Origin of the sequence: Staphylococcus simiae, from assembly GCF_017357005.1 — a bacterium.
In the GTDB taxonomy this organism is placed as follows: domain Bacteria; phylum Bacillota; class Bacilli; order Staphylococcales; family Staphylococcaceae; genus Staphylococcus; species Staphylococcus simiae_A.
The window spans coordinates 1,805,550-1,828,435 of sequence record NZ_CP071589.1 but is presented as its reverse complement, the minus strand read 5'-3'; the positions used below and the strand labels follow the sequence as shown (position 1 = coordinate 1,828,435).

At 32.3% G+C, this 22,886-nt stretch carries 18 protein-coding genes, 27 tRNA genes and 1 rRNA gene; 45 read left to right on the top strand and 1 reads right to left on the bottom strand.

From position 1 onward, the window contains the following. Positions 1 to 13 precede the first annotated feature (13 nt). The 37 genes from rrf (at position 14) to fumC (ending at position 11,314) form a co-directional block, all read left to right on the top strand. Positions 14 to 128: ribosomal RNA gene (gene rrf, locus J3R86_RS08395) — 5S ribosomal RNA — on the top strand. Positions 129 to 141: 13 nt separating this feature from the next. Continuing rightward, positions 142 to 217: transfer RNA gene (locus J3R86_RS08390), tRNA-Val, on the top strand. Positions 218 to 231: 14 nt separating this feature from the next. Then, a tRNA-Thr gene (locus tag J3R86_RS08385) sits at positions 232 to 307 on the top strand. Between the two features lie 5 nt (positions 308 to 312). Next, positions 313 to 388, top strand: a tRNA-Lys gene (locus J3R86_RS08380). A gap of 6 nt (positions 389 to 394) precedes the next feature. Then, positions 395 to 476, top strand: a tRNA-Leu gene (locus tag J3R86_RS08375). A gap of 3 nt (positions 477 to 479) precedes the next feature. Further along, positions 480 to 554 (top strand) — tRNA-Gly (locus tag J3R86_RS08370). A 10-nt stretch (positions 555 to 564) separates the two neighbouring features. Further along, positions 565 to 653: transfer RNA gene (locus J3R86_RS08365), tRNA-Leu, on the top strand. A gap of 18 nt (positions 654 to 671) precedes the next feature. Then, positions 672 to 745, top strand: a tRNA-Arg gene (locus J3R86_RS08360). A gap of 9 nt (positions 746 to 754) precedes the next feature. Continuing rightward, positions 755 to 828, top strand: a tRNA-Pro gene (locus tag J3R86_RS08355). Between the two features lie 16 nt (positions 829 to 844). Continuing rightward, positions 845 to 920 (top strand) — tRNA-Ala (locus tag J3R86_RS08350). Positions 921 to 940: 20 nt separating this feature from the next. Then, positions 941 to 1,014, top strand: a tRNA-Met gene (locus J3R86_RS08345). 28 nt (positions 1,015 to 1,042) lie between these two features. Then, positions 1,043 to 1,116, top strand: a tRNA-Ile gene (locus J3R86_RS08340). Positions 1,117 to 1,125: 9 nt separating this feature from the next. Continuing rightward, positions 1,126 to 1,215: transfer RNA gene (locus J3R86_RS08335), tRNA-Ser, on the top strand. 9 nt (positions 1,216 to 1,224) lie between these two features. After that, positions 1,225 to 1,300 (top strand) — tRNA-Asp (locus J3R86_RS08330). Between the two features lie 34 nt (positions 1,301 to 1,334). Continuing rightward, a tRNA-Ser gene (locus J3R86_RS08325) sits at positions 1,335 to 1,427 on the top strand. A gap of 14 nt (positions 1,428 to 1,441) precedes the next feature. Continuing rightward, positions 1,442 to 1,515: transfer RNA gene (locus J3R86_RS08320), tRNA-Met, on the top strand. Between the two features lie 11 nt (positions 1,516 to 1,526). After that, positions 1,527 to 1,602: transfer RNA gene (locus J3R86_RS08315), tRNA-Asp, on the top strand. Between the two features lie 18 nt (positions 1,603 to 1,620). Continuing rightward, positions 1,621 to 1,693: transfer RNA gene (locus tag J3R86_RS08310), tRNA-Phe, on the top strand. A gap of 7 nt (positions 1,694 to 1,700) precedes the next feature. Then, a tRNA-Thr gene (locus tag J3R86_RS08305) sits at positions 1,701 to 1,776 on the top strand. Positions 1,777 to 1,779: 3 nt separating this feature from the next. Next, positions 1,780 to 1,860, top strand: a tRNA-Tyr gene (locus tag J3R86_RS08300). Positions 1,861 to 1,871: 11 nt separating this feature from the next. Continuing rightward, positions 1,872 to 1,945 (top strand) — tRNA-Trp (locus J3R86_RS08295). Positions 1,946 to 1,947: 2 nt separating this feature from the next. Then, positions 1,948 to 2,020 (top strand) — tRNA-His (locus tag J3R86_RS08290). 11 nt (positions 2,021 to 2,031) lie between these two features. Then, positions 2,032 to 2,103 (top strand) — tRNA-Gln (locus J3R86_RS08285). 5 nt (positions 2,104 to 2,108) lie between these two features. Next, positions 2,109 to 2,182, top strand: a tRNA-Cys gene (locus J3R86_RS08280). Between the two features lie 14 nt (positions 2,183 to 2,196). Further along, positions 2,197 to 2,271 (top strand) — tRNA-Gly (locus tag J3R86_RS08275). Positions 2,272 to 2,290: 19 nt separating this feature from the next. Then, a tRNA-Gly gene (locus tag J3R86_RS08270) sits at positions 2,291 to 2,365 on the top strand. An 18-nt stretch (positions 2,366 to 2,383) separates the two neighbouring features. Next, positions 2,384 to 2,458: transfer RNA gene (locus tag J3R86_RS08265), tRNA-Gly, on the top strand. 38 nt (positions 2,459 to 2,496) lie between these two features. Beyond that, positions 2,497 to 2,580: transfer RNA gene (locus J3R86_RS08260), tRNA-Leu, on the top strand. 342 nt (positions 2,581 to 2,922) lie between these two features. Continuing rightward, positions 2,923 to 3,981 (top strand): PTS sugar transporter subunit IIC, encoded by a 1,059-nt coding sequence (locus J3R86_RS08255; RefSeq protein WP_207516914.1) that lies wholly within the window; start codon positions 2,923 to 2,925, stop codon positions 3,979 to 3,981. Between the two features lie 226 nt (positions 3,982 to 4,207). Beyond that, positions 4,208 to 5,665, top strand: a complete 1,458-nt coding sequence (locus J3R86_RS08250; RefSeq protein WP_207516913.1) for an ABC transporter substrate-binding protein/permease — start codon at positions 4,208 to 4,210, stop codon at positions 5,663 to 5,665. After that, positions 5,658 to 6,380: an amino acid ABC transporter ATP-binding protein gene (locus tag J3R86_RS08245; protein WP_207516912.1), complete on the top strand. Its 723-nt coding sequence runs from the start codon at positions 5,658 to 5,660 to the stop codon at positions 6,378 to 6,380. The genes J3R86_RS08250 and J3R86_RS08245 overlap by 8 nt, the downstream gene beginning before the upstream one ends. A 144-nt stretch (positions 6,381 to 6,524) precedes the next feature. After that, complete coding sequence (gene queG / locus J3R86_RS08240) at positions 6,525 to 7,655, top strand: tRNA epoxyqueuosine(34) reductase QueG (RefSeq protein ID WP_207516911.1); 1,131 nt, start codon at positions 6,525 to 6,527, stop codon at positions 7,653 to 7,655. 1 nt (position 7,656) lies between these two features. Further along, a complete protein-coding gene (gene trmL / locus J3R86_RS08235) occupies positions 7,657 to 8,127 on the top strand; it encodes a tRNA (uridine(34)/cytosine(34)/5-carboxymethylaminomethyluridine(34)-2'-O)-methyltransferase TrmL (protein ID WP_207516910.1) in 471 nt (156 codons plus the stop codon). A gap of 289 nt (positions 8,128 to 8,416) precedes the next feature. Beyond that, the gene (locus J3R86_RS08230; RefSeq protein WP_207516909.1) at positions 8,417 to 9,016 is read left to right on the top strand and encodes a 6-phosphogluconolactonase; all 600 of its coding nucleotides are present in this window, start codon (positions 8,417 to 8,419) and stop codon (positions 9,014 to 9,016) included. A 21-nt stretch (positions 9,017 to 9,037) separates the two neighbouring features. Then, complete coding sequence (locus J3R86_RS08225; RefSeq protein WP_207516908.1) at positions 9,038 to 9,193, top strand: SAS053 family DNA gyrase inhibitor; 156 nt, start codon at positions 9,038 to 9,040, stop codon at positions 9,191 to 9,193. A 151-nt stretch (positions 9,194 to 9,344) separates the two neighbouring features. Continuing rightward, positions 9,345 to 9,746: a hypothetical protein gene (locus J3R86_RS08220; RefSeq protein ID WP_207516907.1), complete on the top strand. Its 402-nt coding sequence runs from the start codon at positions 9,345 to 9,347 to the stop codon at positions 9,744 to 9,746. A gap of 182 nt (positions 9,747 to 9,928) precedes the next feature. Further along, a complete protein-coding gene (fumC, locus tag J3R86_RS08215; protein ID WP_207516906.1) occupies positions 9,929 to 11,314 on the top strand; it encodes a class II fumarate hydratase in 1,386 nt (461 codons plus the stop codon). 470 nt (positions 11,315 to 11,784) lie between these two features. Here the strand turns inward: fumC and J3R86_RS08210 are convergent, their stop codons facing one another. Next, positions 11,785 to 12,606: an RluA family pseudouridine synthase gene (locus tag J3R86_RS08210; RefSeq protein ID WP_207516905.1), complete on the bottom strand. Its 822-nt coding sequence runs from the start codon at positions 12,604 to 12,606 to the stop codon at positions 11,785 to 11,787. Positions 12,607 to 12,764: 158 nt separating this feature from the next. Between J3R86_RS08210 and J3R86_RS08205 the strand changes: the two genes are divergently transcribed. The 8 genes from J3R86_RS08205 (at position 12,765) to yhaM (ending at position 22,886) form a co-directional block, all read left to right on the top strand. Next, complete coding sequence (locus tag J3R86_RS08205; protein WP_207518538.1) at positions 12,765 to 13,886, top strand: GAF domain-containing sensor histidine kinase; 1,122 nt, start codon at positions 12,765 to 12,767, stop codon at positions 13,884 to 13,886. A gap of 10 nt (positions 13,887 to 13,896) precedes the next feature. Next, positions 13,897 to 14,520, top strand: a complete 624-nt coding sequence (locus J3R86_RS08200) for a response regulator (RefSeq protein WP_207516904.1) — start codon at positions 13,897 to 13,899, stop codon at positions 14,518 to 14,520. Between the two features lie 562 nt (positions 14,521 to 15,082). Beyond that, positions 15,083 to 15,547: an XRE family transcriptional regulator XdrA gene (gene xdrA / locus J3R86_RS08195; protein WP_207516903.1), complete on the top strand. Its 465-nt coding sequence runs from the start codon at positions 15,083 to 15,085 to the stop codon at positions 15,545 to 15,547. 154 nt (positions 15,548 to 15,701) lie between these two features. After that, the gene (locus J3R86_RS08190; protein ID WP_207516902.1) at positions 15,702 to 16,826 is read left to right on the top strand and encodes a DUF445 domain-containing protein; all 1,125 of its coding nucleotides are present in this window, start codon (positions 15,702 to 15,704) and stop codon (positions 16,824 to 16,826) included. A gap of 65 nt (positions 16,827 to 16,891) precedes the next feature. Further along, positions 16,892 to 17,236 (top strand): YlbF/YmcA family competence regulator, encoded by a 345-nt coding sequence (locus J3R86_RS08185; protein ID WP_002465326.1) that lies wholly within the window; start codon positions 16,892 to 16,894, stop codon positions 17,234 to 17,236. 589 nt (positions 17,237 to 17,825) lie between these two features. Further along, positions 17,826 to 19,022, top strand: a complete 1,197-nt coding sequence (locus J3R86_RS08180; protein WP_207516901.1) for a metallophosphoesterase family protein — start codon at positions 17,826 to 17,828, stop codon at positions 19,020 to 19,022. After that, positions 19,012 to 21,948, top strand: coding sequence for an ATP-binding protein (locus J3R86_RS08175; RefSeq protein ID WP_207516900.1), 2,937 nt, complete (start codon positions 19,012 to 19,014; stop codon positions 21,946 to 21,948). The genes J3R86_RS08180 and J3R86_RS08175 overlap by 11 nt, the downstream gene beginning before the upstream one ends. Beyond that, the gene (gene yhaM / locus J3R86_RS08170; RefSeq protein ID WP_207516899.1) at positions 21,945 to 22,886 is read left to right on the top strand and encodes a 3'-5' exoribonuclease YhaM; all 942 of its coding nucleotides are present in this window, start codon (positions 21,945 to 21,947) and stop codon (positions 22,884 to 22,886) included. Before J3R86_RS08175 ends, yhaM begins: the two co-directional genes overlap by 4 nt.

Below are 22,886 nucleotides of genomic sequence, written 5' to 3'. Positions count from 1 at the left end.
ACATTCTTATTTGTCTGGTGACTATGGCAAGGAGGTCACACCTGTTCCCATGCCGAACACAGAAGTTAAGCTCCTTAGCGCCGATGGTAGTCGGACTTACGTTCCGCTAGAGTAGGACGTTGCCAGGCAAATAATTAATTAGGAGAATTAGCTCAGCTGGGAGAGCATCTGCCTTACAAGCAGAGGGTCGGCGGTTCGAACCCGTCATTCTCCACCATTTTTCTTACATATGCCGGCCTAGCTCAATTGGTAGAGCAACTGACTTGTAATCAGTAGGTTGGGGGTTCAAGTCCTCTGGCCGGCACCATGGAAGAGCCATTAGCTCAGTTGGTAGAGCATCTGACTTTTAATCAGAGGGTCAGAGGTTCGAATCCTCTATGGCTCACCATTTATAGCGGGTGTGGCGGAATTGGCAGACGCACTAGACTTAGGATCTAGCGCCTTACGGCGTGGGGGTTCGACTCCCTTCACCCGCATAAGCAGAAGTAGTTCAGCGGTAGAATACAACCTTGCCAAGGTTGGGGTCGCGGGTTCGAATCCCGTCTTCTGCTCCATTATATTAGTGCCGGGGTGGCGGAACTGGCAGACGCACAGGACTTAAAATCCTGCGGTGAGAGATCACCGTACCGGTTCGATTCCGGTCCTCGGCACCATTTTTAAAATAAACATATGCGCCCGTAGCTCAATTGGATAGAGCGTTTGACTACGGATCAAGAGGTTATGGGTTCGACTCCTATCGGGCGCGTTAATTATACGGGAAGTAGCTCAGCTTGGTAGAGCACTTGGTTTGGGACCAAGGGGTCGCAGGTTCGAATCCTGTCTTCCCGATATACTGTAAAATAATGGGGGCTTAGCTCAGCTGGGAGAGCGCCTGCTTTGCACGCAGGAGGTCAGCGGTTCGATCCCGCTAGTCTCCACCATTTATTTACAAACTATATAAGGCGGTGTAGCTCAGCTGGCTAGAGCGTACGGTTCATACCCGTGAGGTCGGGGGTTCGATCCCCTCCACCGCCACTATTTATTAGTTGTAAAATTATATTTAGGACCTTTAGCTCAGTTGGTTAGAGCTAACGGCTCATAACCGTTCGGTCGCAGGTTCGAGTCCTGCAAGGTCCATATAATTTTGGAGGAATACCCAAGTCCGGCTGAAGGGATCGGTCTTGAAAACCGACAGGGGCTTAACGGCTCGCGGGGGTTCGAATCCCTCTTCCTCCGTTTTATAATGGTCTCGTAGTGTAGCGGTTAACACGCCTGCCTGTCACGCAGGAGATCGCGGGTTCGATTCCCGTCGAGACCGCCATTTTGAAATTTAATAACGATTTACCTATAATAATGGAGGAATACCCAAGTCCGGCTGAAGGGATCGGTCTTGAAAACCGACAGGGCCTTAACGGGCCGCGGGGGTTCGAATCCCTCTTCCTCCGCCATTATTTATTATTATCGCGGGATGGAGCAGTTCGGTAGCTCGTCGGGCTCATAACCCGAAGGTCGGTGGTTCAAATCCGCCTCCCGCAATTACTTTTATAGGTCTCGTAGTGTAGCGGTTAACACGCCTGCCTGTCACGCAGGAGATCGCGGGTTCGATTCCCGTCGAGACCGCCATCATTACGTTTTTATTATGGTTCAGTAGCTCAGTTGGTAGAGCAATGGATTGAAGCTCCATGTGTCGGCAGTTCGACTCTGTCCTGAACCATTACTTAGCCGGCCTAGCTCAATTGGTAGAGCAACTGACTTGTAATCAGTAGGTTGGGGGTTCAAGTCCTCTGGCCGGCACCATTTGGAGGGGTAGCGAAGTGGCTAAACGCGGCGGACTGTAAATCCGCTCCTTCGGGTTCGGCAGTTCGAATCTGCCCCCCTCCATATATTTTAATAGGGGCATAGTTCAACGGTAGAATAGAGGTCTCCAAAACCTTTGGTGTGGGTTCGATTCCTACTGCCCCTGCCATGGCGACTGTGGTGAAGTGGTTAACACATCGGATTGTGGTTCCGACATTCGAGGGTTCGATCCCCTTCAGTCGCCCTTATTATTAATGGGCTATAGCCAAGCGGTAAGGCAACGGACTTTGACTCCGTCACTCGTTGGTTCGAATCCAGCTAGCCCAGTTATTGGCGGCATAGCCAAGTGGTAAGGCAGAGGTCTGCAAAACCTTTATCACCGGTTCAAATCCGGTTGCCGCCTCCAGGTTTAATTTTAATGCGGGAGTAGTTCAACTCTTAGAACACATTCCTTCCCGGAATGAGGTATAGGTGTAAATCCTATCTTCCGCTCCATATTTGATTTAATAGTTTTGCGGGAGTAGTTCAACTCTTAGAACACGTTCCTTCCCGGAACGAGGTATAGGTGTAAATCCTATCTTCCGCTCCAATTTTAATTTAATAACCTGCGGGAGTAGTTCAACTCTTAGAACACGTTCCTTCCCGGAACGAGGTATAGGTGTAAATCCTATCTTCCGCTCCATAATTGCTTCCAGTGGGAAGTTTTTTGTTTATCATTTTGCCGGTGTGGCGGAATTGGCAGACGCGCGGGACTCAAAATCCCGTTCCACTTGTGGAGTGTCGGTTCGACCCCGACCACCGGTATCATTTAAGTCTCTAAACTAATTGTTTAGGGACTTATTTTTTTATTTAGCTCTATAATAAGGCTCTATATTAAATCGGACTGATAGAGAAATTGAAAAATTAATTATGCATCAGTTCAATTTGGTAGAGAACCAGATTTTGACAGTCTTACATTTTTAATGAGCTGCTTTAGGAATTTGACTTTTAAGTTATTTATACTTTTTATTTACAATCAATTGATTAGTCTTACAAATCTTGAACTTATTTATTACGAAAGTTTAAGATAGGTGCTTTTCAATAATTTATTGTGCATCTTTAGTCTTTGTATTATTATTAATTTAATGTGTGAACTGGAGGTAATTTATGAGTAACTCTAAGACTAATAATAATCAATTTTTCAGTAAGATATTAAATGCAGTTGGTGCTGGTGTAGTAATAGCACTCATACCTAATGCTTTGTTAGGTGAGCTCTTAAAGATATTTAAAAATGGTAATGAAATTTTAGAAATGATTTATCAATTAGTAATAATCATACAATCGTTTATGGCATTTATAGTAGGAATCTTAGCTGCACATCAATTAAAATTCAACGGTGCAGGTGCTGCTATTATAGGTACATCAGCAATACTTGGATCTGGTGCTATTATTTTTAATGGACAAGGGTTTGAAATAAAAGGTATTGGAGATATTATTAATACAATCATTGTTGTAATTATTGCATGTTTAATTTATATGTTACTACAAAATAAATTGGGATCTTTTGAAATGATTATTTTACCAGTTTTAATACCGATTGTAAGTGGTGGAATTGGTTTAATAACTTTACCTTATGTAAGACAAATTACTCAAGCATTAGGTAGATTGATTAATTCATTTACAGACTTAAACCCGTTACTTATGTCTATATTAATTAGTGTAACTTTTTCATTGTTGATGGTAACACCAATTTCATTAGTAGCAATTGCTACAGCTATTAGTCTTAATGGACTTGGTAGTGGTGCAGCTAATTTAGGTATTGTAGCAGCTTGTGTAACATTTTTATTTGGTTCGTTACGTGTTAATTCAATTGGAGTCAATATGGTGTTATTAATTGGCGCAGCAAAGATGATGATACCTGTTTTCCTTAAAAATTTGATTATTGCCATACCATTAACAATAAATGGTATTATTGTAGGAATTATTGCATATGTTTTACAAGTTAAAGGGACTCCTTTATCAGCTGGCTTTGGTTATACTGGACTTGTTGGACCAATTAATGCTTATAATCGAATGCCGGGTGATCCAACAATGAATATTATATTATTAGCTATTGGATATTTCATTATACCTTTTATAAGTGGCTTTATCGTACATGAACTATGTAAAAAATTTATTCCTCTGTACTCAAATGATATTTATAAATTTGAAGTTCCAAAACAATAAAACAAATGAATATTTTTAATGTAATTATATGAGACTTGAACTAGCTTATGATGTGCACTCTATAAAATAGACACTTAAAAAGTGGAATATTTATAGGAAGCATGTCAATGATAGATTCAAGTCTTTTTATTTTGTTTAAATAATATCAGAAAATTAAAAGTGGCTATTGCTTAATTTCGTATATATATGTATAATAATGAATATTAATTAAATAGGGGGTGCTTAAATGAAAAGGTTAGGGAAAGTCCTTTTAATTATGAGCATATTAATTAGCAGCATTGCGATTAATTTAAATCCAGTGGCGTTGGCTGATCAAGATAAAACTTGGGATAAAATTAAAGAACGTGGAGAACTAAGAGTTGGTTTGTCTGCAGATTATGCACCAATGGAATTTGAGCGTAATGTGAAAGGCAAAACTGAATACGCTGGCGTCGATATAGACTTGGCTAAAAAAATTGCAAAAGATAATCATCTAAAATTAAAAATTGTTAATATGTCTTTTGATAGTTTACTAGGTGCATTAAAAACTGGGAAAATAGACTTAATTATTTCTGGTATGACTACAACGCCAGAACGTAAAAAAGAAGTTGATTTCTCTGATTCATATATGAAAACAAAAAATGTCATGGTAGTAAAAAAAGACGACTTAAATAAATATAAAGAAATAAAGGATTTTAATAACAAAAAGATAAGTGCTCAAAAAGGTACAGATCAAGAAAAAATAGCACAAACTGAAATTGAAAATGCATCTATAACATCTTTAAGCAGATTGCCTGATGTCATCTTAGCATTAAAAAGTGGCAAAGTAGAAGGGGCAGTAGTTGAAAAGCCAGTTGCTGAAGCTTATTTAAAGCAAAATCCAAAATTAGATATTTCGAAAGCAAAGTTTAATGATGAAGAAAAAGATACAGTAATAGCTGTGCCTAAAAATTCACCTGAATTATTAGCTAATGTGAATAAATCAATTAAAGAAGTAAAAGATAAAGGATTAATAGATAAATACTTAACACATGCGGCTCAAGATATGGAAGATAATGGCAACTTCTTTACTAAATATGGTAGTTTTTTCTTAAAAGGTATTAAAATAACAGTATTAATCTCATTAATTGGCGTTGCATTAGGTTCAATATTAGGAGCAGTAGTAGCATTGCTGAAATTAAGCAGATTTAAAATTTTATCTTGGATTGCAACAATTTATATAGAAGTGCTGAGAGGAACTCCAATGCTAGTGCAAGTTTTCATCGTCTTCTTTGGTATAACAGCTGCCTTAGGATTAGATATATCAGCGTTAGTGTGCGGTACAATAGCTTTAGTAATAAATTCATCTGCTTATATTGCTGAAATTATTAGAGCAGGTATTAATGCAGTAGACAAAGGTCAAATGGAAGCATCTAGAAGTTTAGGATTGAGTTATTCTCAAACTATGAGAACAGTTATCATGCCACAAGCGATTAAAAAAATATTACCTGCCTTAGGTAACGAATTTGTAACATTGATTAAAGAATCTTCTATTGTTTCAACAATTGGTGTTAGCGAAATTATGTTTAATGCTCAAGTCGTTCAAGGTAACTCGTTCGATCCATTTACACCATTGTTAGTGGCAGCAGCGCTATACTTTGTGCTTACATTTGTGTTAACTCGTATTATGGCTGTTATTGAAGGGAGATTGAGTGCTAGTGATTAATATTCAAAATTTAAATAAAACGTTTGGTGATAATGAAGTACTAAAAGATATTAATCTTGAAGTGAATAAAGGAGAAGTAGTAGCAATTATCGGCCCTTCTGGTAGTGGTAAAAGTACCTTGTTAAGATGTATGAATTTGTTAGAGACACCTACAAAAGGTCATGTTATATTTGATGGTAATGATTTAACTGAAAAAGGTGTTCATTTGGATCAATTAAGACAAAAAATGGGGATGGTTTTTCAAAATTTTAATTTATTTCCGCATAAAAAAGTGATTGAAAATATCGTATTAGCACCTAAAATGTTAAAAAATAACTCTAATGATAAATTATACGAAGAAGCACATTCTTTATTAGAAAAAGTTGGACTGAAAGATAAGGCTAATGTGTATCCTAATTCATTATCTGGTGGGCAAAAGCAAAGAGTTGCAATAGCTAGAGCATTAGCTATGCATCCTGAAGTCTTATTATTTGATGAACCAACATCTGCATTGGATCCAGAAGTTGTTGGAGATGTGTTAAAAGTAATGAAAGATTTAGCAAAAGAAGGAATGACAATGGTAGTTGTTACTCATGAAATGAACTTTGCTAAAGATGTAAGTGATAAAGTCATTTTTATGGCTGATGGAGTTGTAGTTGAATCAGGTACACCAATACAAATATTTGAAAATCCGCAACATGAAAGAACTCAAAACTTTTTATCTCGCGTACTATAATTAGTTAAAAACTTGAATGAATTTCGTTAATTATAAAGACGAAATTTATTCGAGTTTTTCATTTTAATTAATAAGTTTTGTAGTCCTACTTTCAATAGTTAATATGTTAAAATAGCATAGTGAAATTTAAAAGGGGGATTATCATTGGATTATAAGCAGTTAAAGCAAGATATCATTGAGTATGCCCATTCAATTGGTATTGACAGTATAGGTTTTACAACTGCCGATCCCTTTGATGAATTAAAGCAGAAACTTGAAGATTATCATAGTAAAGGTTATGCTTCTGGTTTTGAAGAATCAGATATAGCTTTAAGAACAGAACCTAAATTATCTTTACCAACTGCAAGATCAATTATTGCGATTGCTGTTGGCTATCCTAATAAGTTAAAAGGTGCACCAAAGAGTGTTCGAGGTGATCGTAGAGGATTATTTGCTAGAGCTTCGTGGGGACAAGATTATCATACTATTATGCGAACGCGTTTAGATAAATTATCTGAATTCATAAAAACAAAAGTTGAAAATGTAGATATTCTATCTATGGTTGACACGGGTGTATTATCTGATAGAGCTGTCGCTGAGAGAGCCGGTTTAGGTTTTGCAGGGCGCAACGGATTTATTATCAATAAAGATTTAGGTACATGGACATATTTAGGAGAGATGTTGGTTAGTATACCTTTTGAACCCGATGACCCAATCTTAGATAGTTGTGGTGATTGTACTATTTGTGTTGATAGATGTCCAACGGGTGCATTAGTAGGTAATGGTCAACTTAATAGTCAAAAGTGTATTAGCTTTCTGACGCAAACAAAAGGCTATATGCCTGATCAATATCGTTATAAAATAGGCAATAGATTGTATGGTTGTGATACTTGTCAACAAGTATGCCCTAAAAATAGAGGAATCAACACACAGCATGATGATATCGTTTTGGAACCAGAAATTTTAAAACCAAGATTAATACCATTATTACAAATGTCTAACAAGGAGTTTAAAGCAAACTATGGACATCTTGCTGGAGCATGGAGAGGTAAAAAACCAATACAAAGGAATGCTATACTTGCTTTAGCACATTTTAATGAAGAAGCAGCAGTTCCGGAGTTAAAAGAAGTAGCCATTAATGATGCTCGACCTATGATACGTGCAACAGCTTATTGGGCGATTGGACAAATTCTAGGGGAAGATGCTCGACCATTTATTAATGAACACTTTAATAGTGAAGATGAAGAAGTGCAAACTGAAATGCTAAAAGGCTTAGAAACAAGGAGAAACACATAATATGACAAATCACATTGTATTATTTCAACCTGAAATACCAGCAAATACTGGTAATATTGCTCGTACTTGTGCAGGTACGAATACGCATTTACATTTGATTAAACCACTTGGTTTTAGCACAGATGATAAAATGTTAAAAAGAGCTGGCTTAGATTATTGGGAATTCGTTAATATTACATATCATGACAGTATTGAAGAATTTTTCGACAATACTTCTGGTGAATATTATTTATTAACAAAGTTCGGACAAAAAACATATAGTGATTTTGATTTTTCTAATACAGAAGTAGATAATTATTTTATTTTTGGAAGAGAAACAACTGGTTTGCCAGATTGGGTAAAAGAAAAATATAAAGAGACAGCTTTAAGAATACCAATGAGTGACCATATTCGTTCACTTAATTTGTCGAACACGGCTGCCTTATTAATTTATGAAGCATTAAGACAACAAGACTTCCCAGGATTAAAGTAAAAATAATAAATATTTATAATATAAAAGCCTGAGACAAAACCATTTTGTAATAATTTTTTTGCAATTGATAGTAATTGCCTGTATTATAAAATGTTGATAAATATACATATTATAATACTAGTCAGTCTAGTCGGAGTGTGATGACGAAATAATTTATTTTGAAACAATTATTTCTGTCCCACTCCCAAGATATTTCATATTTGAGTTTGATTGACATTATTTTAGGGTATAATTGAAATTAATATCGCCTTATATATGTAAAATGCAAACTAAGAGGAGTGTAATAAACATGGCAATGAATTTTAAAGTATTTGACAACAGTCAACTTGTAGCAGAATATGCTGCCGATATTATTAGAAAGCAATTTAATAACAATCCAACAACAATAGCTGGTTTTCATTTAGATACAGATCAAGCACCTGTTCTAGATGAATTAAAGAAAAATGTAGATCATCATGCTGTGGACTTTAGTCAAATTAATATTTTAGATTATGACAATAATCAATCATATTTTGAAGCTTTGGGAGTACCTAAAAGTCAAATTTATGCTATTGAATTTGAAAAAGATGCCATTGAATTTATTTCAGATAAAATTAAAACTAAAGAAAATAAAGGTAAATTAACTTTGCAAGTGCTATCTATTAGCGAACAAGGCCATTTAGATGTTAGTGTGCGTCAAGGATTAATGGAAGCTAGAGAAATTATTCTGGTCATTACAGGTGTAAACAAACGTGAAATGGTAGAAAAATTATACCAAGAAAATGGTAAAAGTAGTTATGAGCCAGCTGACTTAAAAGCTCATCGTATGGTTAATGTAATTTTAGATAAAGAAGCTGCTGAAGGCTTACCAGAAGATGTAAAAACTTACTTTACATCACGTTTTGCATAAATAAAGATGTGAGGGATTGCTATGGTTAATGAAAAAGATGCTAAATTAAATTATCATGAAGATGAAAATGCAATGGTAAATGATTTTGATGATTTGAAAGAACTAGGTAAAGAAATGGAACAAATTTCTGAAGAAAACGATCAAGAAAAGCATAATCAATCACACGATAATAATTAATGAATTTAGAATGAGACAGTTAATGTTTCATTCTATTTTTATGCAATAGAAATTTATAATATACTATATATCATTTGAATTATTATTATATTATCGAAGTAACATTAATATGGTAATCTATATTAGAGTCTTAAAGAGGAGAATTAAATATATGTTAGGAAAATATTGGGTTCATTTATTGATTTCAACAGTAATCATCAGTTTAATTTCTATCAAAGCATTTCCATTAGCTTTAGGTGCATTGTATCTACCAATCTTATTCAAGGTAGTTCAATTGCAGTTGAATTTGTCACAAGGGTTAATTGATGAAGTTAATGCTAAAATGTTCATCAAAAGTAACCAATCTGGCATAATTATCAGTGTCGTTTGTTGCTTATTAATCACAGGAATTCTTTACTACACTTTAGATGATTTTTATAATAGCTTGAACGGTATTTTTCATCTATTAGTTTCTTTAAATCCTGTAATGACAGTCTTAAGTGCAATATTATACATACTTACAGCTGTAGCAACTGTACAAGCGACTAAACAAAAATATAGTCATCAATCATAGTAAGTTATTACGCACTATTTTAACTTCTTAAAATTAAAGATGCCATAAATAAACTAAGCCTTCTAATAGAATGGTTCAGTTTATTTTTTGTTATAATGAAAACGTTTTAAACATCAATTGCTCATTCATTTTGATTAGTGATATACTACAGTTAAATAAACAATGATAAGGGGAGAATTTGAATGTCAGTAAGAATTGAACATGATACTTTTGGAGAAATTGAAGTACCTTCAGATAAATATTGGGGTGCCCAAACTGAACGAAGTAAAAGAAATTTTCCAGTTGGTAAAGAACGTATGCCAATTGAAGTAGTGTATGGCTTTGCACAATTAAAAAGAGCAGCAGCATTAGCCAATCATGAATTAGGAAAATTAGATTCAATTAAAAAAGATGCCATTGTACATGCCTGTGACAGAATTTTAACAGGTGAACTAGATGAGCATTTCCCATTAGTTGTCTGGCAAACAGGAAGCGGTACTCAAAGTAATATGAATGTTAATGAAGTAGTTAGCTTTGTAGCTAATGAATACCTAAAAAATCATAATAGCGATGAAACGATTCACCCTAATGATGATGTAAATAAATCACAAAGTTCAAATGATACTTTCCCAACTGCAATGCATGTTGCTTTATATCATGAAGTTGAAACAAAATTAGAACCAGCCTTAAAACATTTACGTAATACTTTTAAAGAAAAAGAAGATCAATTCAACTCAATTATTAAAATTGGACGAACTCATTTACAAGATGCTACACCAATTCGATTAGGTCAAGAAATTAGTGGTTGGCGTTATATGTTAGATAAATGTGAACAAATGTTGTCTGAATCAAAAAAGTATATGCTAAATTTAGCTATTGGTGGGACTGCTGTAGGAACTGGTATCAATGCACATCCAGAATTTGGAGATAAAGTTGCCAAATTTATTGCAGAAAATACTGGGTATCCTTTTGTGTCATCAGAAAATAAATTCCATGCATTAACAGCACATGACGAAGTAGTACAATTACATGGTACTTTAAAAGCATTAGCAGGCGATTTGATGAAGATTGCAAATGATGTAAGATGGTTAGCATCTGGTCCTCGTGCAGGATTAGCTGAAATTTCAATTCCTGAAAATGAACCAGGATCATCAATTATGCCGGGTAAAGTTAACCCTACACAATGTGAAATGTTAACAATGGTTGCAGTCCAAGTAATGGGCAATGATACAGTAGTTGGCTTTGCAAGTTCACAAGGTAATTTTGAGTTGAATGTATACAAACCTGTTATTATGCATAATACATTACAATCAATATATTTATTAGCTGATGGTATGGAAACATTTAATAACAATTGCGCAGTCGGTATTGAACCAATAGCTGAAAATATCGATAACTATTTAAATCAATCATTAATGTTAGTGACTGCATTAAATCCACATATTGGTTATGAAAAAGCAGCGCAAATTGCTAAAAAAGCACATAAAGATGGGTTAACATTAAAAGAGTCAGCGATTCAATCAGGATACGTTACAGAAGAACAATTTGAAGCGTGGATTAAACCAGAAGATATGGTTGATCCTCACTAGTGATAGTAATGCATAAAAGCTTGAACAACGAGATGTTATTGCTTCGTTGTTCAAGCTTTTTTAAATATTTATATAGTATATAAACACAATTGTTAAAGAAAAGAAATAAGACACATACATTTCAAGTAAGTTGTCTATTTAAAAAACTGAATGATTCTGGCTTGAAAAGGCTTCTATAGTAAATAGCTGAGATTAGTTATAATGATATCGATTACGTGATATTAATAAAATAGTGTTATATAATCCTAGCCTCTATTGCTGGAGTAACTAAGATCTGACATGAAAAATACGCATTTAGAATTTTGATGACGGGCATCTACGAAATAATTTGTTATGAAATAATTATTTCTGTCCCACTCCCGATTGTCGCAACCAAAAATGACATTTTTAATTTAACGAATGAGATGATTGTCTCAATAAAAAATATAAACAACTTTGATTATTAAGTGTCATAACTGTAGCTCAATGACTTAATCGTCTAAAGATACTGAAATCAATTCTTTTGTTAATGGGTGCTGTAATTCAATTTTATAACTTTCTAAGGAAAGCTGTCTTAAGGTTGAATCTCCGTACAATGGGTCTCCAATAACAGGATGACCAATTTCTGCTAAGTGCACACGAATTTGATGTGTTCGACCTGTATCTAATTTAATTGCTAATTGACATACATTTTCTTTAACCATTTGAGAAGATAAAATATGCGTAATTGCACGTTGACCCGTAGGTGATACTCTTCTTTTATTTGAATGGAACTTGTCTTTTCCGATTGGCATATCAATGGTTTGAGGTTTAATTGGCAATAGTGCTTTAACATTAGCTCTGTATATTCGAGTAATATCATTTTCTTCTAACATTCTGTCTAATATTTTTTTCATTAATGGATTTTTAGCAACAATTAGTAAGCCAACAGTTTCTTGATCGAGCCTATGGATAGGTTCAACATAATCACTATCAATCGTATATATAACATGATTCATTAATGTATTACTTTCTTTTAAATCGTTTGGATGTGTTTTAACACCTTTAGGTTTCAAAATAATTGCTAAGTCATCATCTTCATATTTCACTTCAGCATAGCGATAACTTGGTAGATAATTACTTTTCTCATCGGGAGTAGGTACATAGACGATGTCATTCGTATGAACTGTATCAGCTAAACGTGCTAAGCGATCGTTAATTGTAATGTCCTTCGACATATTTAAATGATGGAGATCTTTCTTGGGTAACTTCACTTGTTGAAATATTTCTCTTAAGGTCATGTTATTAAAGTTTTCTGGTATTTTAAATTTCATAAAATCCTCCTATATCATTTAATATCATATCATAAAAAGTAAAGACTAAATACAAATATTAAAAGAGTAGCAAAATATAATGGATAATAGACAAAGATTTCAAATTTATACAACTAAAGGTATAATAGAAAGACATGTTTAATAAGGTGGACGAAATGATGGAGCAAAAATCGAGGTTAGCGTTACTGAAAGAAATTGCCGAATTTTTAAATGAAGAAACTGAAATATATAGTGTGACTCAAGGTGCCTTAAAATCTTTGATAGAAGGTAGTAATTTCACAACAGGCTGGATCTTTTTTATAAATCAAGAAGGTCAACATGAACTTGTATCATATGTCGATTTGCCACCTTCATTAATGGCAAATCAATGTCACTATATTAAAGACGGTACGTGCTGGTGTGTTAATGCTTTTAATAAAGGCAAATTAAATAAAGCCTCAAATATTGTAAACTGTTCAAGAATTAACTTAGCTTCTAAAGCTTTGCCAAATCAGAATAATGGAGTTACTCATCATGCAACAGTGCCACTTAAATCAGGTTCAGAACAATTTGGTATATTAAATGTTGCTTCTCCCAATACTGAACGATATAGCGACGAAGATTTAGAGTTGCTAGAATCTGTTGCCTTTCAATTAGGGTCAGCTATTAAACGCATTTATTTAACGGATCATGAAAAGGAAGTAGCAAAAATTAATGAAAGAAATCGATTGGCTAGAGATTTACATGATTCAGTAAATCAAATGCTCTTTTCTGTAAAGTTAACAGCACATGCTGCATACGGTTTAACACAAGAAACGATTGCTAAACAAGCATTTCAAACAATTGAAGAAACGAGTCAAAATGCTGTCAATGAAATGAGAGCTTTAATATGGCAATTAAAACCAGTTGGCTTAGAACAAGGTATTGTACATGCATTAACTGCATATGGCAAGTTAGTCGATATCAATTTAGAAATTGATGTTGAAGGATTAATTGATTTATCAAATGACATCGAAGAAAATATTTATCGTGCGCTACAGGAATGTATTAATAATGTGAAAAAACACGCTAATACCGACAAATTACTAATAAAAATAACTCAATCAAATCATCACCTTGAAATAGTTGCAGAAGATGAGGGTTGCGGTTTTAATATGGAAGAAATCAATATGATGTCATCCCATGGTTTAACTAATATTAAACAGCGCGTCAAATTGTTAAATGGGAATGTTGACATACATTCAACACCCAATCAAGGTACAAGAATAACAATGAAAATACCTATAGAATTACGTAGTTAGGAGTTACAATATGAAAAAAATCATACTAGTAGATGACCACCATATTGTTCGTCAAGGCTTACGCTTTTTACTATCAACCATTGATGATTTTGATGTGATTGAAGACTTTTCAAATGGACAAGATTTTATTGATTTTATCAATAGTGGCGAACAACCTGACATTGTTTTGTTAGATTTAGTCATGCCAGATATGAATGGTATAGAAATCACTAAATATTTAAAAAAATATTATCCAGAAATTAAAATATTAGTGTTAACAAGTTATGTAGATGATGAACATGTTATTTCAGCCATTAATCAAGGTGCTGATGGCTATGAAATGAAGGATGTTGAACCAGAACAACTGATAACTACTATACGACGAGTGTTAGAAGGTAATAAAGTTATACACCCTAAAGCTCAAGATGTCTTTGAAGCAGTGAGTCAAAAACCACATAACACTAATAAGTTATCTAAAAGAGAAATAGAAGTACTTAGAGAAATGGTTAAAGGTAAGACTAATAAAGAAATTGCGGAAACATTATTTGTATCAGAGAAAACAATTAAAACACACGTCAGTCATATTTTTACTAAATTACAGGTTAATGATCGTACGCAAGCTGCTATTTATGCTATGGAAAATAAATTGATTTAGATATTAATGATGTAGTTACATAATAAACTTAAATTAATAACAAATTAGAAACGCATTTTTACGCACATTGTTTTAAATTTTAAAATGATAGATACACAGTTATAAAAATAATTGAAATGTCGAGTGCTTAAAAATAAATATTATCAGTGACCAATTGATAGTATTGGCTTTATTGATAGATAGTAAATGATTAATTGAGACTAAAATATTAAATCACGAATTAGCCTCAAATGGCAATAACAAACTTTAAAAATTTTGGTTAATATACATCGATTTAAAAAATTGATGATTATGTTACAGCAAGACAAATTATAAGTCGGCGAAGATATAAAATTAAGGCATAGTTAAATTGCTAAATTTTATTTTTTACATGATTTACTTTTATATTATTTTGAAGTAAACTTTAATATTGTTGATTAACTAAAATTTAAGACAAAGTGAAATTGACTCTTTTAATTTTATTAAAAATATATTAAGATGTAATCTGTGTTTCAAGAAATGTGTATTATTGCAATTTCTTGCGTCCGGATAAAATTCCCCAAATAGAAAGGTAGATAACAGAATGGATAGACAGAGTTTTACTGATTTAATTCAAACTAAATTTAAAATGGTACGTATAGAGGCTGGCTATACTCAGGACACAATGGCTCAAACAATTGGCTTATCAAAGAAGACTTTGGTTCAAATTGAGAAAGAAAGAGTATTACCAAACTGGACAACTTGTATTTCAATTTGTGCATTGTTTAGAGATTCTGAAGTTTTAAATAGTACATTTGGCTGTGATCCATTAGAAATCGTACAAACTATATCTAGAAATCACTGTGCATATCCAAATCATGCACCAACTAGCGACATTTATTGGAATAATGTAGAGACACGTAATGGTTTTATTTTACAAAGTAACAAAGTAAGTAATATTTATCGTGTATTAAATCCTGATAACCAACCTATTTTTGGTACTTCAAAAATGAGAGAAGCGGAAACTTATTTCAATAGAAATGCTAAAGAAGAATTAGTACATATCTAAACCTCTAACTTTTTATAGATAATAGAACGATGATGCATTTGTATAAGTGCAATCATCGTTTTTTTATAATTATGTTTATACAAATCTAATTCAGGAAATAAGTCATTACATTTAAAAAACATAGATAAATATCAGTGATCAAGGAGAACAATCAATGAATGCAATATTTGTAATTATATTTATGATAGTTGTAGGAGCTATCATCGGTGGCATAACAAATGTTATTGCTATAAGAATGCTATTTCATCCGTTTAAACCACTTTATATTTTTCATTTGAGAGTACCATTTACGCCCGGACTAATACCTAAAAGAAGAAGAGAAATTGCGTCTAAGATTGGTCAAGTGATTGAAGAACATCTTTTGACTGAATCATTAATCAAAGCAAAGCTTGAAAGTAAACAGTCTCAACAAGCAATTGAAGATATCTTAATGCAACAGATTTCAAAAGTTAAACATGACAACACAACAATTGCTAGTATTGCTCAACACTTAAATATCGACATCGATCATGTAATTAATGATAATGTTAATCATTATATTCAGCGTCAAATCATGACATTTTATAACAATCATCAAGCTGAACAATTGGTTAATCTTATTCCTGAAACGATACAAACAGCAATAGATAATAAGGTCGAAGAAGCTACAGATTTACTCTGTGATAGAGCACGGAAATATTTGTCTTCTGAAAGAGGAACTAAAGATATCAACGATATGATAGATACCTTTTTCAATGAAAAAGGTAAAATTATCGGTATGTTACAAATGTTTATGACTAAAGAAAGTATTGCTGATCGTATTCAACAAGAGTTAATTAGATTAACGTCACATCCGAAAGCTAAAGCTATTGCGACGACAGTAATACACAATGAATATCTAGAATTAAAAAGAAAGCAATTAAATGAAGTAATAACTGAAAAACAATTTGCAGAAATATCTGAAGTTAGTGCTAATTATATAAGCAATACCATATATCAACAATCACATCGTTCACTACAACAAATGATGCCTAATGTCATTGATTATCTAGAACAGCATTTAGTTCAACAATTAACAACGATGATTACTTCTCAATTATCTAAACATCTTTCAAGTATTATGAAAAAAGTGAATTTAAGAGGTTTAGTAGAAGAACAAATAAATACATTTGATTTAGATTATATTGAAAAATTAATTATTGAAATTGCAGATAAAGAGTTAAAATTAATTATGTCCCTTGGTTTCATTTTGGGTGGAATTATTGGATTTTTCCAAGGATTAGTTGCAATCTTTGTCTAAAAAAGATAGATGTGGTAAAGTAATAGCGAAACGTTATTAAACAAGTTATCAAAGGAGTGCTAAACATGGCAGTAAATTTATACGATTATGCAAATCAATTAGAACAAGCTTTAAGAGATAGTGAAGAATATAAAGCTATTAAGGACGCTTTTGCGAAAGTAAAAGCTAATGAAGAGTCAAAAAAATTATTTGATGAATTCCGTGAAACTCAAATGAGTTTCCAACAAAAACAAATGCAAGGTGAAGAGATTCCTGAGGAAGATTTACAAAAAGCTCAAGAACAAGCTCAAGCAATCGAAAAAGATGAAAACATCTCTGAATTAATGAATGCTGAGCAAAAAATGAGCCAAGTATTCCAAGAAATCAACCAAATCATCGTTAAACCTTTAGATGAAATTTACGCTGACTAATTAGTGTATATATTATCTTAAGTTTAGAAGATTAAAGTCAACAAAGTGTCTAACTTTGTTGGCTTTTTTAATTGTTATTAATGATATTCTGATAACAAAAATACTTCATAGATTACTAACCACTTAAAGTCTTAATAGACACATGATGATTAACATTTTTAATATAGCCATTTTATAATAGGTTTTACCTTACCAATATAAACTTGTAGGTTATACAATCATTGTTCAAATCCAAGTTTTAATATCAACAGATAGTTTGAAAATTGTAGTAAATTATTATTTTTAATATGTAAACGCTTAACACATTATGTTCATCGACGATATGAAATATGTTATGGTAAAATGAATAGATAATATACTTTGTTAATATTTGGTAAATAAAACATCAATTTTATATAAAATTTAGTTATAGCAATCCATATGATAAAAAATGAGTAATTCATTTTAAAGAAATTGTATGAAGAACATGATAATAACAAAAAGTAACATTCAACATTTATATATCAAAGTAACTATATGACATATGTAAATTTATAAGTCATCATCTTTGAAATTGATGTTAGAACCTTTATTGAGGAGAAATGTAAGTATGGTTAAATTTATTCATTGTGCAGATTTACATTTAGATAGTCCATTCAAGTCTAAAAGTCATTTAAGCCCCAAAATATTTGAAGATATCCAAAAAAGTGCCTATGAAAGTTTTAAAAATATTGTAGATATCGCACTTCAACATGAAGTGGATTTCGTCATCATTGCTGGAGATTTATTTGATAGTGAGAATAGAACGCTTCGTGCTGAAGTATTTTTACAACAACAGTTTGAAAGATTAAAAAATGAACAAATTTTTGTCTATATAAGTCACGGTAATCATGATCCTTTAACTTCAAATATCACTGCTAATTGGCCAGATAATGTTTCAGTATTTTCAAATCAAGTAGAAACATACGAAGCTATTACGAAAGCCGGTGAAACAATTTATATTCATGGCTTTAGTTATCAAGATAAATCTAGTTATGAAAATAAAATAGACGAATATCCTTCTAGTCAAGGGCAAAAGGGGATACATATCGGTGTATTACATGGAACGTATAGCAAATCTTCAACTAAAGATCGATATACTGAATTTATTTTAGAAGATTTAAACAGTAAGTTATATCATTATTGGGCACTTGGACATATACATGAACGTCAACAATTAAGTGATATGCCAGTGATTAACTATGCTGGTAATATTCAAGGTAGACATTTTAACGAACAAGGTGAAAAAGGATGTTTATTAGTTGAAGGAGATCATTTAAATTTAACTACGCAGTTTTACCCGACGCAATACATTAGATTTGAAGAAGCAACAATTGAGACAGAACACACTTCAAAGCAAGGTTTATATGATGAAATTCAACAATTCAAAGAACGAGTGAGAAATCAAGGTAAAGCAATTTACCGTATAAAACTTGTTGTTAATAGTGAATCATATATTTCACCTCAAGATTTATTACAAGTTGAAGAAATGATTGCCGATTATGAGGAAAATGAAAATCAATTCGTTGTCATTGATGATTTATCAATTTCATATACACAAAATGATGAATCACCATTAGTAAATGAATTTTCAGGAGAATTATTAGCAGATCGTACGGTGTTTGATAATGCAATGTCTGATTTATATCTCAATCCTCGTGCTTCTAAATATTTAGAAGATTATACTGAGTTTAATCATACTGAATTAGTTAATCACGCAGAAGAATTATTAAAGGCAGAGATGAGAGGTGAACAAAATGATAATTAAATCTCTTGAAATTTATGGCTATGGTCAGTTTGTTCAACGTAAAATTGATTTCAATCAAACATTCACAGAAATTTTTGGTGAAAATGAAGCAGGTAAATCAACGATTCAAGCATTTATCCATTCGATTCTATTTGGATTTCCAACTAAAAAATCAAAAGAACCACGACTAGAACCAAGATTAGGTAATCAATATGGTGGTAAGTTAACTTTAATGTTAGATGATGATATGGAGATTGAAGTTGAACGTATTAAAGGTAGTGCCCAAGGCGATGTTAAAGTCTATTTACCAAATGGTACTGTACGTGATGAAGCCTGGTTACAAAAGAAACTAAACTATATCTCCAAAAAGACATATCAAGGTATCTTTTCATTTGACGTATTAGGGTTACAAGATATTCATCGTAATCTTCACGAAAAACAACTTCAAGACTATTTATTACAAGCTGGAGCATTAGGTTCTACTGAATTTACGTCAATGAGAGACATTATTAATCGCAAAAAAGATGAACTTTATAAGAAATCAGGAAAAAATCCAATTATCAATCAACAAATTGAACAATTGAAACAATTGGAAGGTCAAATTCGTGAAGAAGAAGCAAAATTAGAAACATATCACCGCTTAGTAGATGATCGTGATAAAGCAACTAGACGACTTGAAAACTTAAAACAAAATTTAAACCAATTATCTAAAATGCATGAAGCAAAGCAAAAAGAAGTTGCACTACATGATCATGCTCAAGAATGGAAAGCATTAGAACAAAATTTAAATGTTGAACCAATCCATTTTCCTGAAAAGGGTATTGATAGATATGAAAAAGCAAGAGCACATAAACAATCATTAGAGCGAGATATCGGTTTGAGAGAAGAACGCTTACAACAATTGTTAGATGAAAAACACAAACTTAAACCTGCAAAACAATCTGATATCGATGCAATGACGAGTTTAAACCAACAACAAAGTGATATTAAAAATAAAGAGTTTGAATTAACATCAATAGAAAAAGAAATTGCTAATAAACAAAGAGAAAAAGAAGAATTACAATCACATATTGGATGGTCTGAAACACATCATAGTGTAGATAGCTCAGAAGCTATGAAAAGTCATGTTAGTGAACAAATTAACCAAAAACAAGAACAACAAGCATATATTAAACAACTTGAGCGTAGTCTAGAAGATAATAAAATTGAAACAAATGCGATAAATAATGAATTGGATAGTATTGAAGAACATATCGTTGCCGATGAAACATTTGAAAAGAAAAAAGAATATTCTCAACAAGTTATCGAATTAAACGAAAAAGAAAATCTATACGAAAAATTAAAAGAACGTTTTGAAATAGAGCAACAGCAGAAACAACAACGTCAAAAATTATTACGTACAACATTTATTATTCTAACAATTGTCGGAATAGGATTAACAGCATTTTCATTTATTACTCAAAATATGCTGTTTGGAGTCATTTTTGCAATATTGACTATCATTTTCATTATTGGCATCATCATGTCAAAAGCTAAAGAAGTTGATTATAGTGAAGCAATTACAGACGAAATTGCTGAATTGAAAGAACAGTTAGCACAATTAGATCAAAATTATGATTTAAGCTTTGATTTAGATGAACAATATCGTCATCGTGACCATTGGCAACAAGCAAGTAAAAATAAAGATATTTTAGATGAAAAAAGACAATATATCGAAGGTAAGTTAAATACAGCTACGATTCGTCATCATAGTTTAGATGAAAATATTGCTAATGTTAAAGAAGAATTATACTTATCTCCTAAGATGTCTAATGAATTAATAATTGATAGTATTTCAACAATGGCAAACATCAAAGCACTTGACCAGCATATCAAAGATTTAAATGAGACTCGACAACAATTAGCAACAGAGCTAACGGAATTTTACGAGCACGCTGAAAGAGTAACACAACCGCTATTTGTGTACTTTAATAAATTGTCACTGTTCCATGATATTAATCAATGGCTTAAAAATGCTGAAGATACTAAAACTAAATGGCAAAGTAATGAAGACAATACTAAATTAATCTCTAATGAATTAGCACATTTAAAAGAGCAATTAAATGCCAATAATAAAGAAATAGACGAATTGTTTAATTTCATCAATGTTTCAAATGAAGAAGAATTCTATCAACATCATGAAGATTATCAAAGTTACATGAGTGATTTAAATCGTTTTAATCAATTAACAAAGTATCTTGAAAATCAAAACTATTCATATGACTTGAGTTCAAGTTTAAGTGACAAAACAACGGCACAATTAGATGAAGAAGATCATTTATTAGCTACACAAGTCGATGAATATAATGAACAATATTTAGATATGCAGAGTCAGGTGAGTGATTTAAACGCCCAAATTAATCATATGGAAACTGATTCAACACTTGCCAATTTAAGACATGAATATCATAGTCTTAAAAATCAATTAAATGCGATTGCTAAAGACTGGGCTAGTTTAAGTTATTTACAAAGTCTAGTTGATGAACATATTAAACAAATTAAAGATAAACGTTTACCACAAGTGATTAACGAAGCAGTTGCAATTTTAACAAACTTAACTGACGGTAAATATACAATGATTAATTATAATGAAGATAGTATTACGGTGAAACATCATAATGGTCAAATATATGAACCTGTTGAATTAAGTCAGTCAACTAAAGAATTACTTTATGTAGCGTTACGTATCAGTTTAATTAAAGTATTAAGACCATATTATCCATTCCCATTAATCGTAGACGATGCATTTGTTCATTTTGATAAAAAGCGTACTGAAAAAATGTTGAATTATTTGAGAGAATTATCACAACATTATCAAGTACTTTACTTTACATGTGTTAAAGATAATATTATTCCAGCTAAAGAAGTTATTACATTAAACAAAATAGAGGAAGGCGGGAAACGATGAGAAATGTAGAGAATTTAAATCCCGGAGATTCAGTTAACCATTTTTTCTTAGTGCATAAAGCGACACAAGGTGTTACTGCACAAGGTAAAGACTATATGACTTTACATTTACAAGATAAAAGTGGTGAAATGGAAGCGAAATTTTGGACAGCTACAAAAAAAGATATGGAAATTATAAAACCAGAAGAAATTGTCCATGTTAAAGGTGATGTGATTAACTATCGCGGTAATAAACAAATGAAAGTTAATCAAATTAGATTAGCCACAGCAGAAGATCAATTGAGAACACAAGATTTTATTGAAGGCGCACCTTTAAAACCGGAAGAGATTCAAGAAGAAATTTCTCATTTTATGTTAGATATTGAAAATGCTAACCTACAGCGTATTACACGTCATTTATTAAAAAAATATCAACAACAATTTTATAGTTTCCCAGCAGCAAGCTCACATCATCATAACTTTGCTAGTGGCTTAAGCTATCATGTTTTAACTATGCTACGTATTGCTAAGTCAATATGTGATATTTATCCGTTATTGAATAGAAGTTTATTGTATAGTGCTATTATTTTACATGATTTAGGTAAGGTTAGAGAGTTGAGTGGACCAGTAGCTACATCATATACAGTAGAAGGAAATTTACTTGGTCATATATCTATCGCTAGTGATGAAGTTGCTGAAGCAGCGAGAGAATTAAGTATAGATGGAGAAGAAGTATTATTATTACGACATATGATACTATCTCATCATGGCAAATTAGAATTTGGTTCTCCTAAATTACCATATTTAAAAGAAGCAGAAATATTGTGCTATATTGATAATATTGATGCCAAAATGAATATGTTTGAAAAAGCATATAAGAAAACAGACAAAGGTCAATTTACAGATAAAATATTTGGTCTAGAAAATCGTCGCTTCTATAAGCCAGAGTCATTAGATTAA

What these genes read in the sequence shown, in the direction of transcription:
- J3R86_RS08210 (WP_207516905.1), bottom strand. Translation starts at nt 12,606, where the DNA reads ATGAAATTTAAAATACCAGAAAACTTTAATAACATGACCTTAAGAGAA.
- J3R86_RS08250 (WP_207516913.1), top strand. Translation starts at nt 4,208, where the DNA reads ATGAAAAGGTTAGGGAAAGTCCTTTTAATTATGAGCATATTAATTAGC.
- J3R86_RS08225 (WP_207516908.1), top strand. Translation starts at nt 9,038, where the DNA reads ATGGTTAATGAAAAAGATGCTAAATTAAATTATCATGAAGATGAAAAT.
- J3R86_RS08175 (WP_207516900.1), top strand. Translation starts at nt 19,012, where the DNA reads ATGATAATTAAATCTCTTGAAATTTATGGCTATGGTCAGTTTGTTCAA.
- J3R86_RS08185 (WP_002465326.1), top strand. Translation starts at nt 16,892, where the DNA reads ATGGCAGTAAATTTATACGATTATGCAAATCAATTAGAACAAGCTTTA.
- J3R86_RS08190 (WP_207516902.1), top strand. Translation starts at nt 15,702, where the DNA reads ATGAATGCAATATTTGTAATTATATTTATGATAGTTGTAGGAGCTATC.
- J3R86_RS08230 (WP_207516909.1), top strand. Translation starts at nt 8,417, where the DNA reads ATGGCAATGAATTTTAAAGTATTTGACAACAGTCAACTTGTAGCAGAA.
- J3R86_RS08180 (WP_207516901.1), top strand. Translation starts at nt 17,826, where the DNA reads ATGGTTAAATTTATTCATTGTGCAGATTTACATTTAGATAGTCCATTC.
- fumC (WP_207516906.1), top strand. Translation starts at nt 9,929, where the DNA reads ATGTCAGTAAGAATTGAACATGATACTTTTGGAGAAATTGAAGTACCT.
- trmL (WP_207516910.1), top strand. Translation starts at nt 7,657, where the DNA reads ATGACAAATCACATTGTATTATTTCAACCTGAAATACCAGCAAATACT.
- J3R86_RS08255 (WP_207516914.1), top strand. Translation starts at nt 2,923, where the DNA reads ATGAGTAACTCTAAGACTAATAATAATCAATTTTTCAGTAAGATATTA.
- J3R86_RS08220 (WP_207516907.1), top strand. Translation starts at nt 9,345, where the DNA reads ATGTTAGGAAAATATTGGGTTCATTTATTGATTTCAACAGTAATCATC.
- J3R86_RS08200 (WP_207516904.1), top strand. Translation starts at nt 13,897, where the DNA reads ATGAAAAAAATCATACTAGTAGATGACCACCATATTGTTCGTCAAGGC.
- yhaM (WP_207516899.1), top strand. Translation starts at nt 21,945, where the DNA reads ATGAGAAATGTAGAGAATTTAAATCCCGGAGATTCAGTTAACCATTTT.
- J3R86_RS08205 (WP_207518538.1), top strand. Translation starts at nt 12,765, where the DNA reads ATGGAGCAAAAATCGAGGTTAGCGTTACTGAAAGAAATTGCCGAATTT.
- xdrA (WP_207516903.1), top strand. Translation starts at nt 15,083, where the DNA reads ATGGATAGACAGAGTTTTACTGATTTAATTCAAACTAAATTTAAAATG.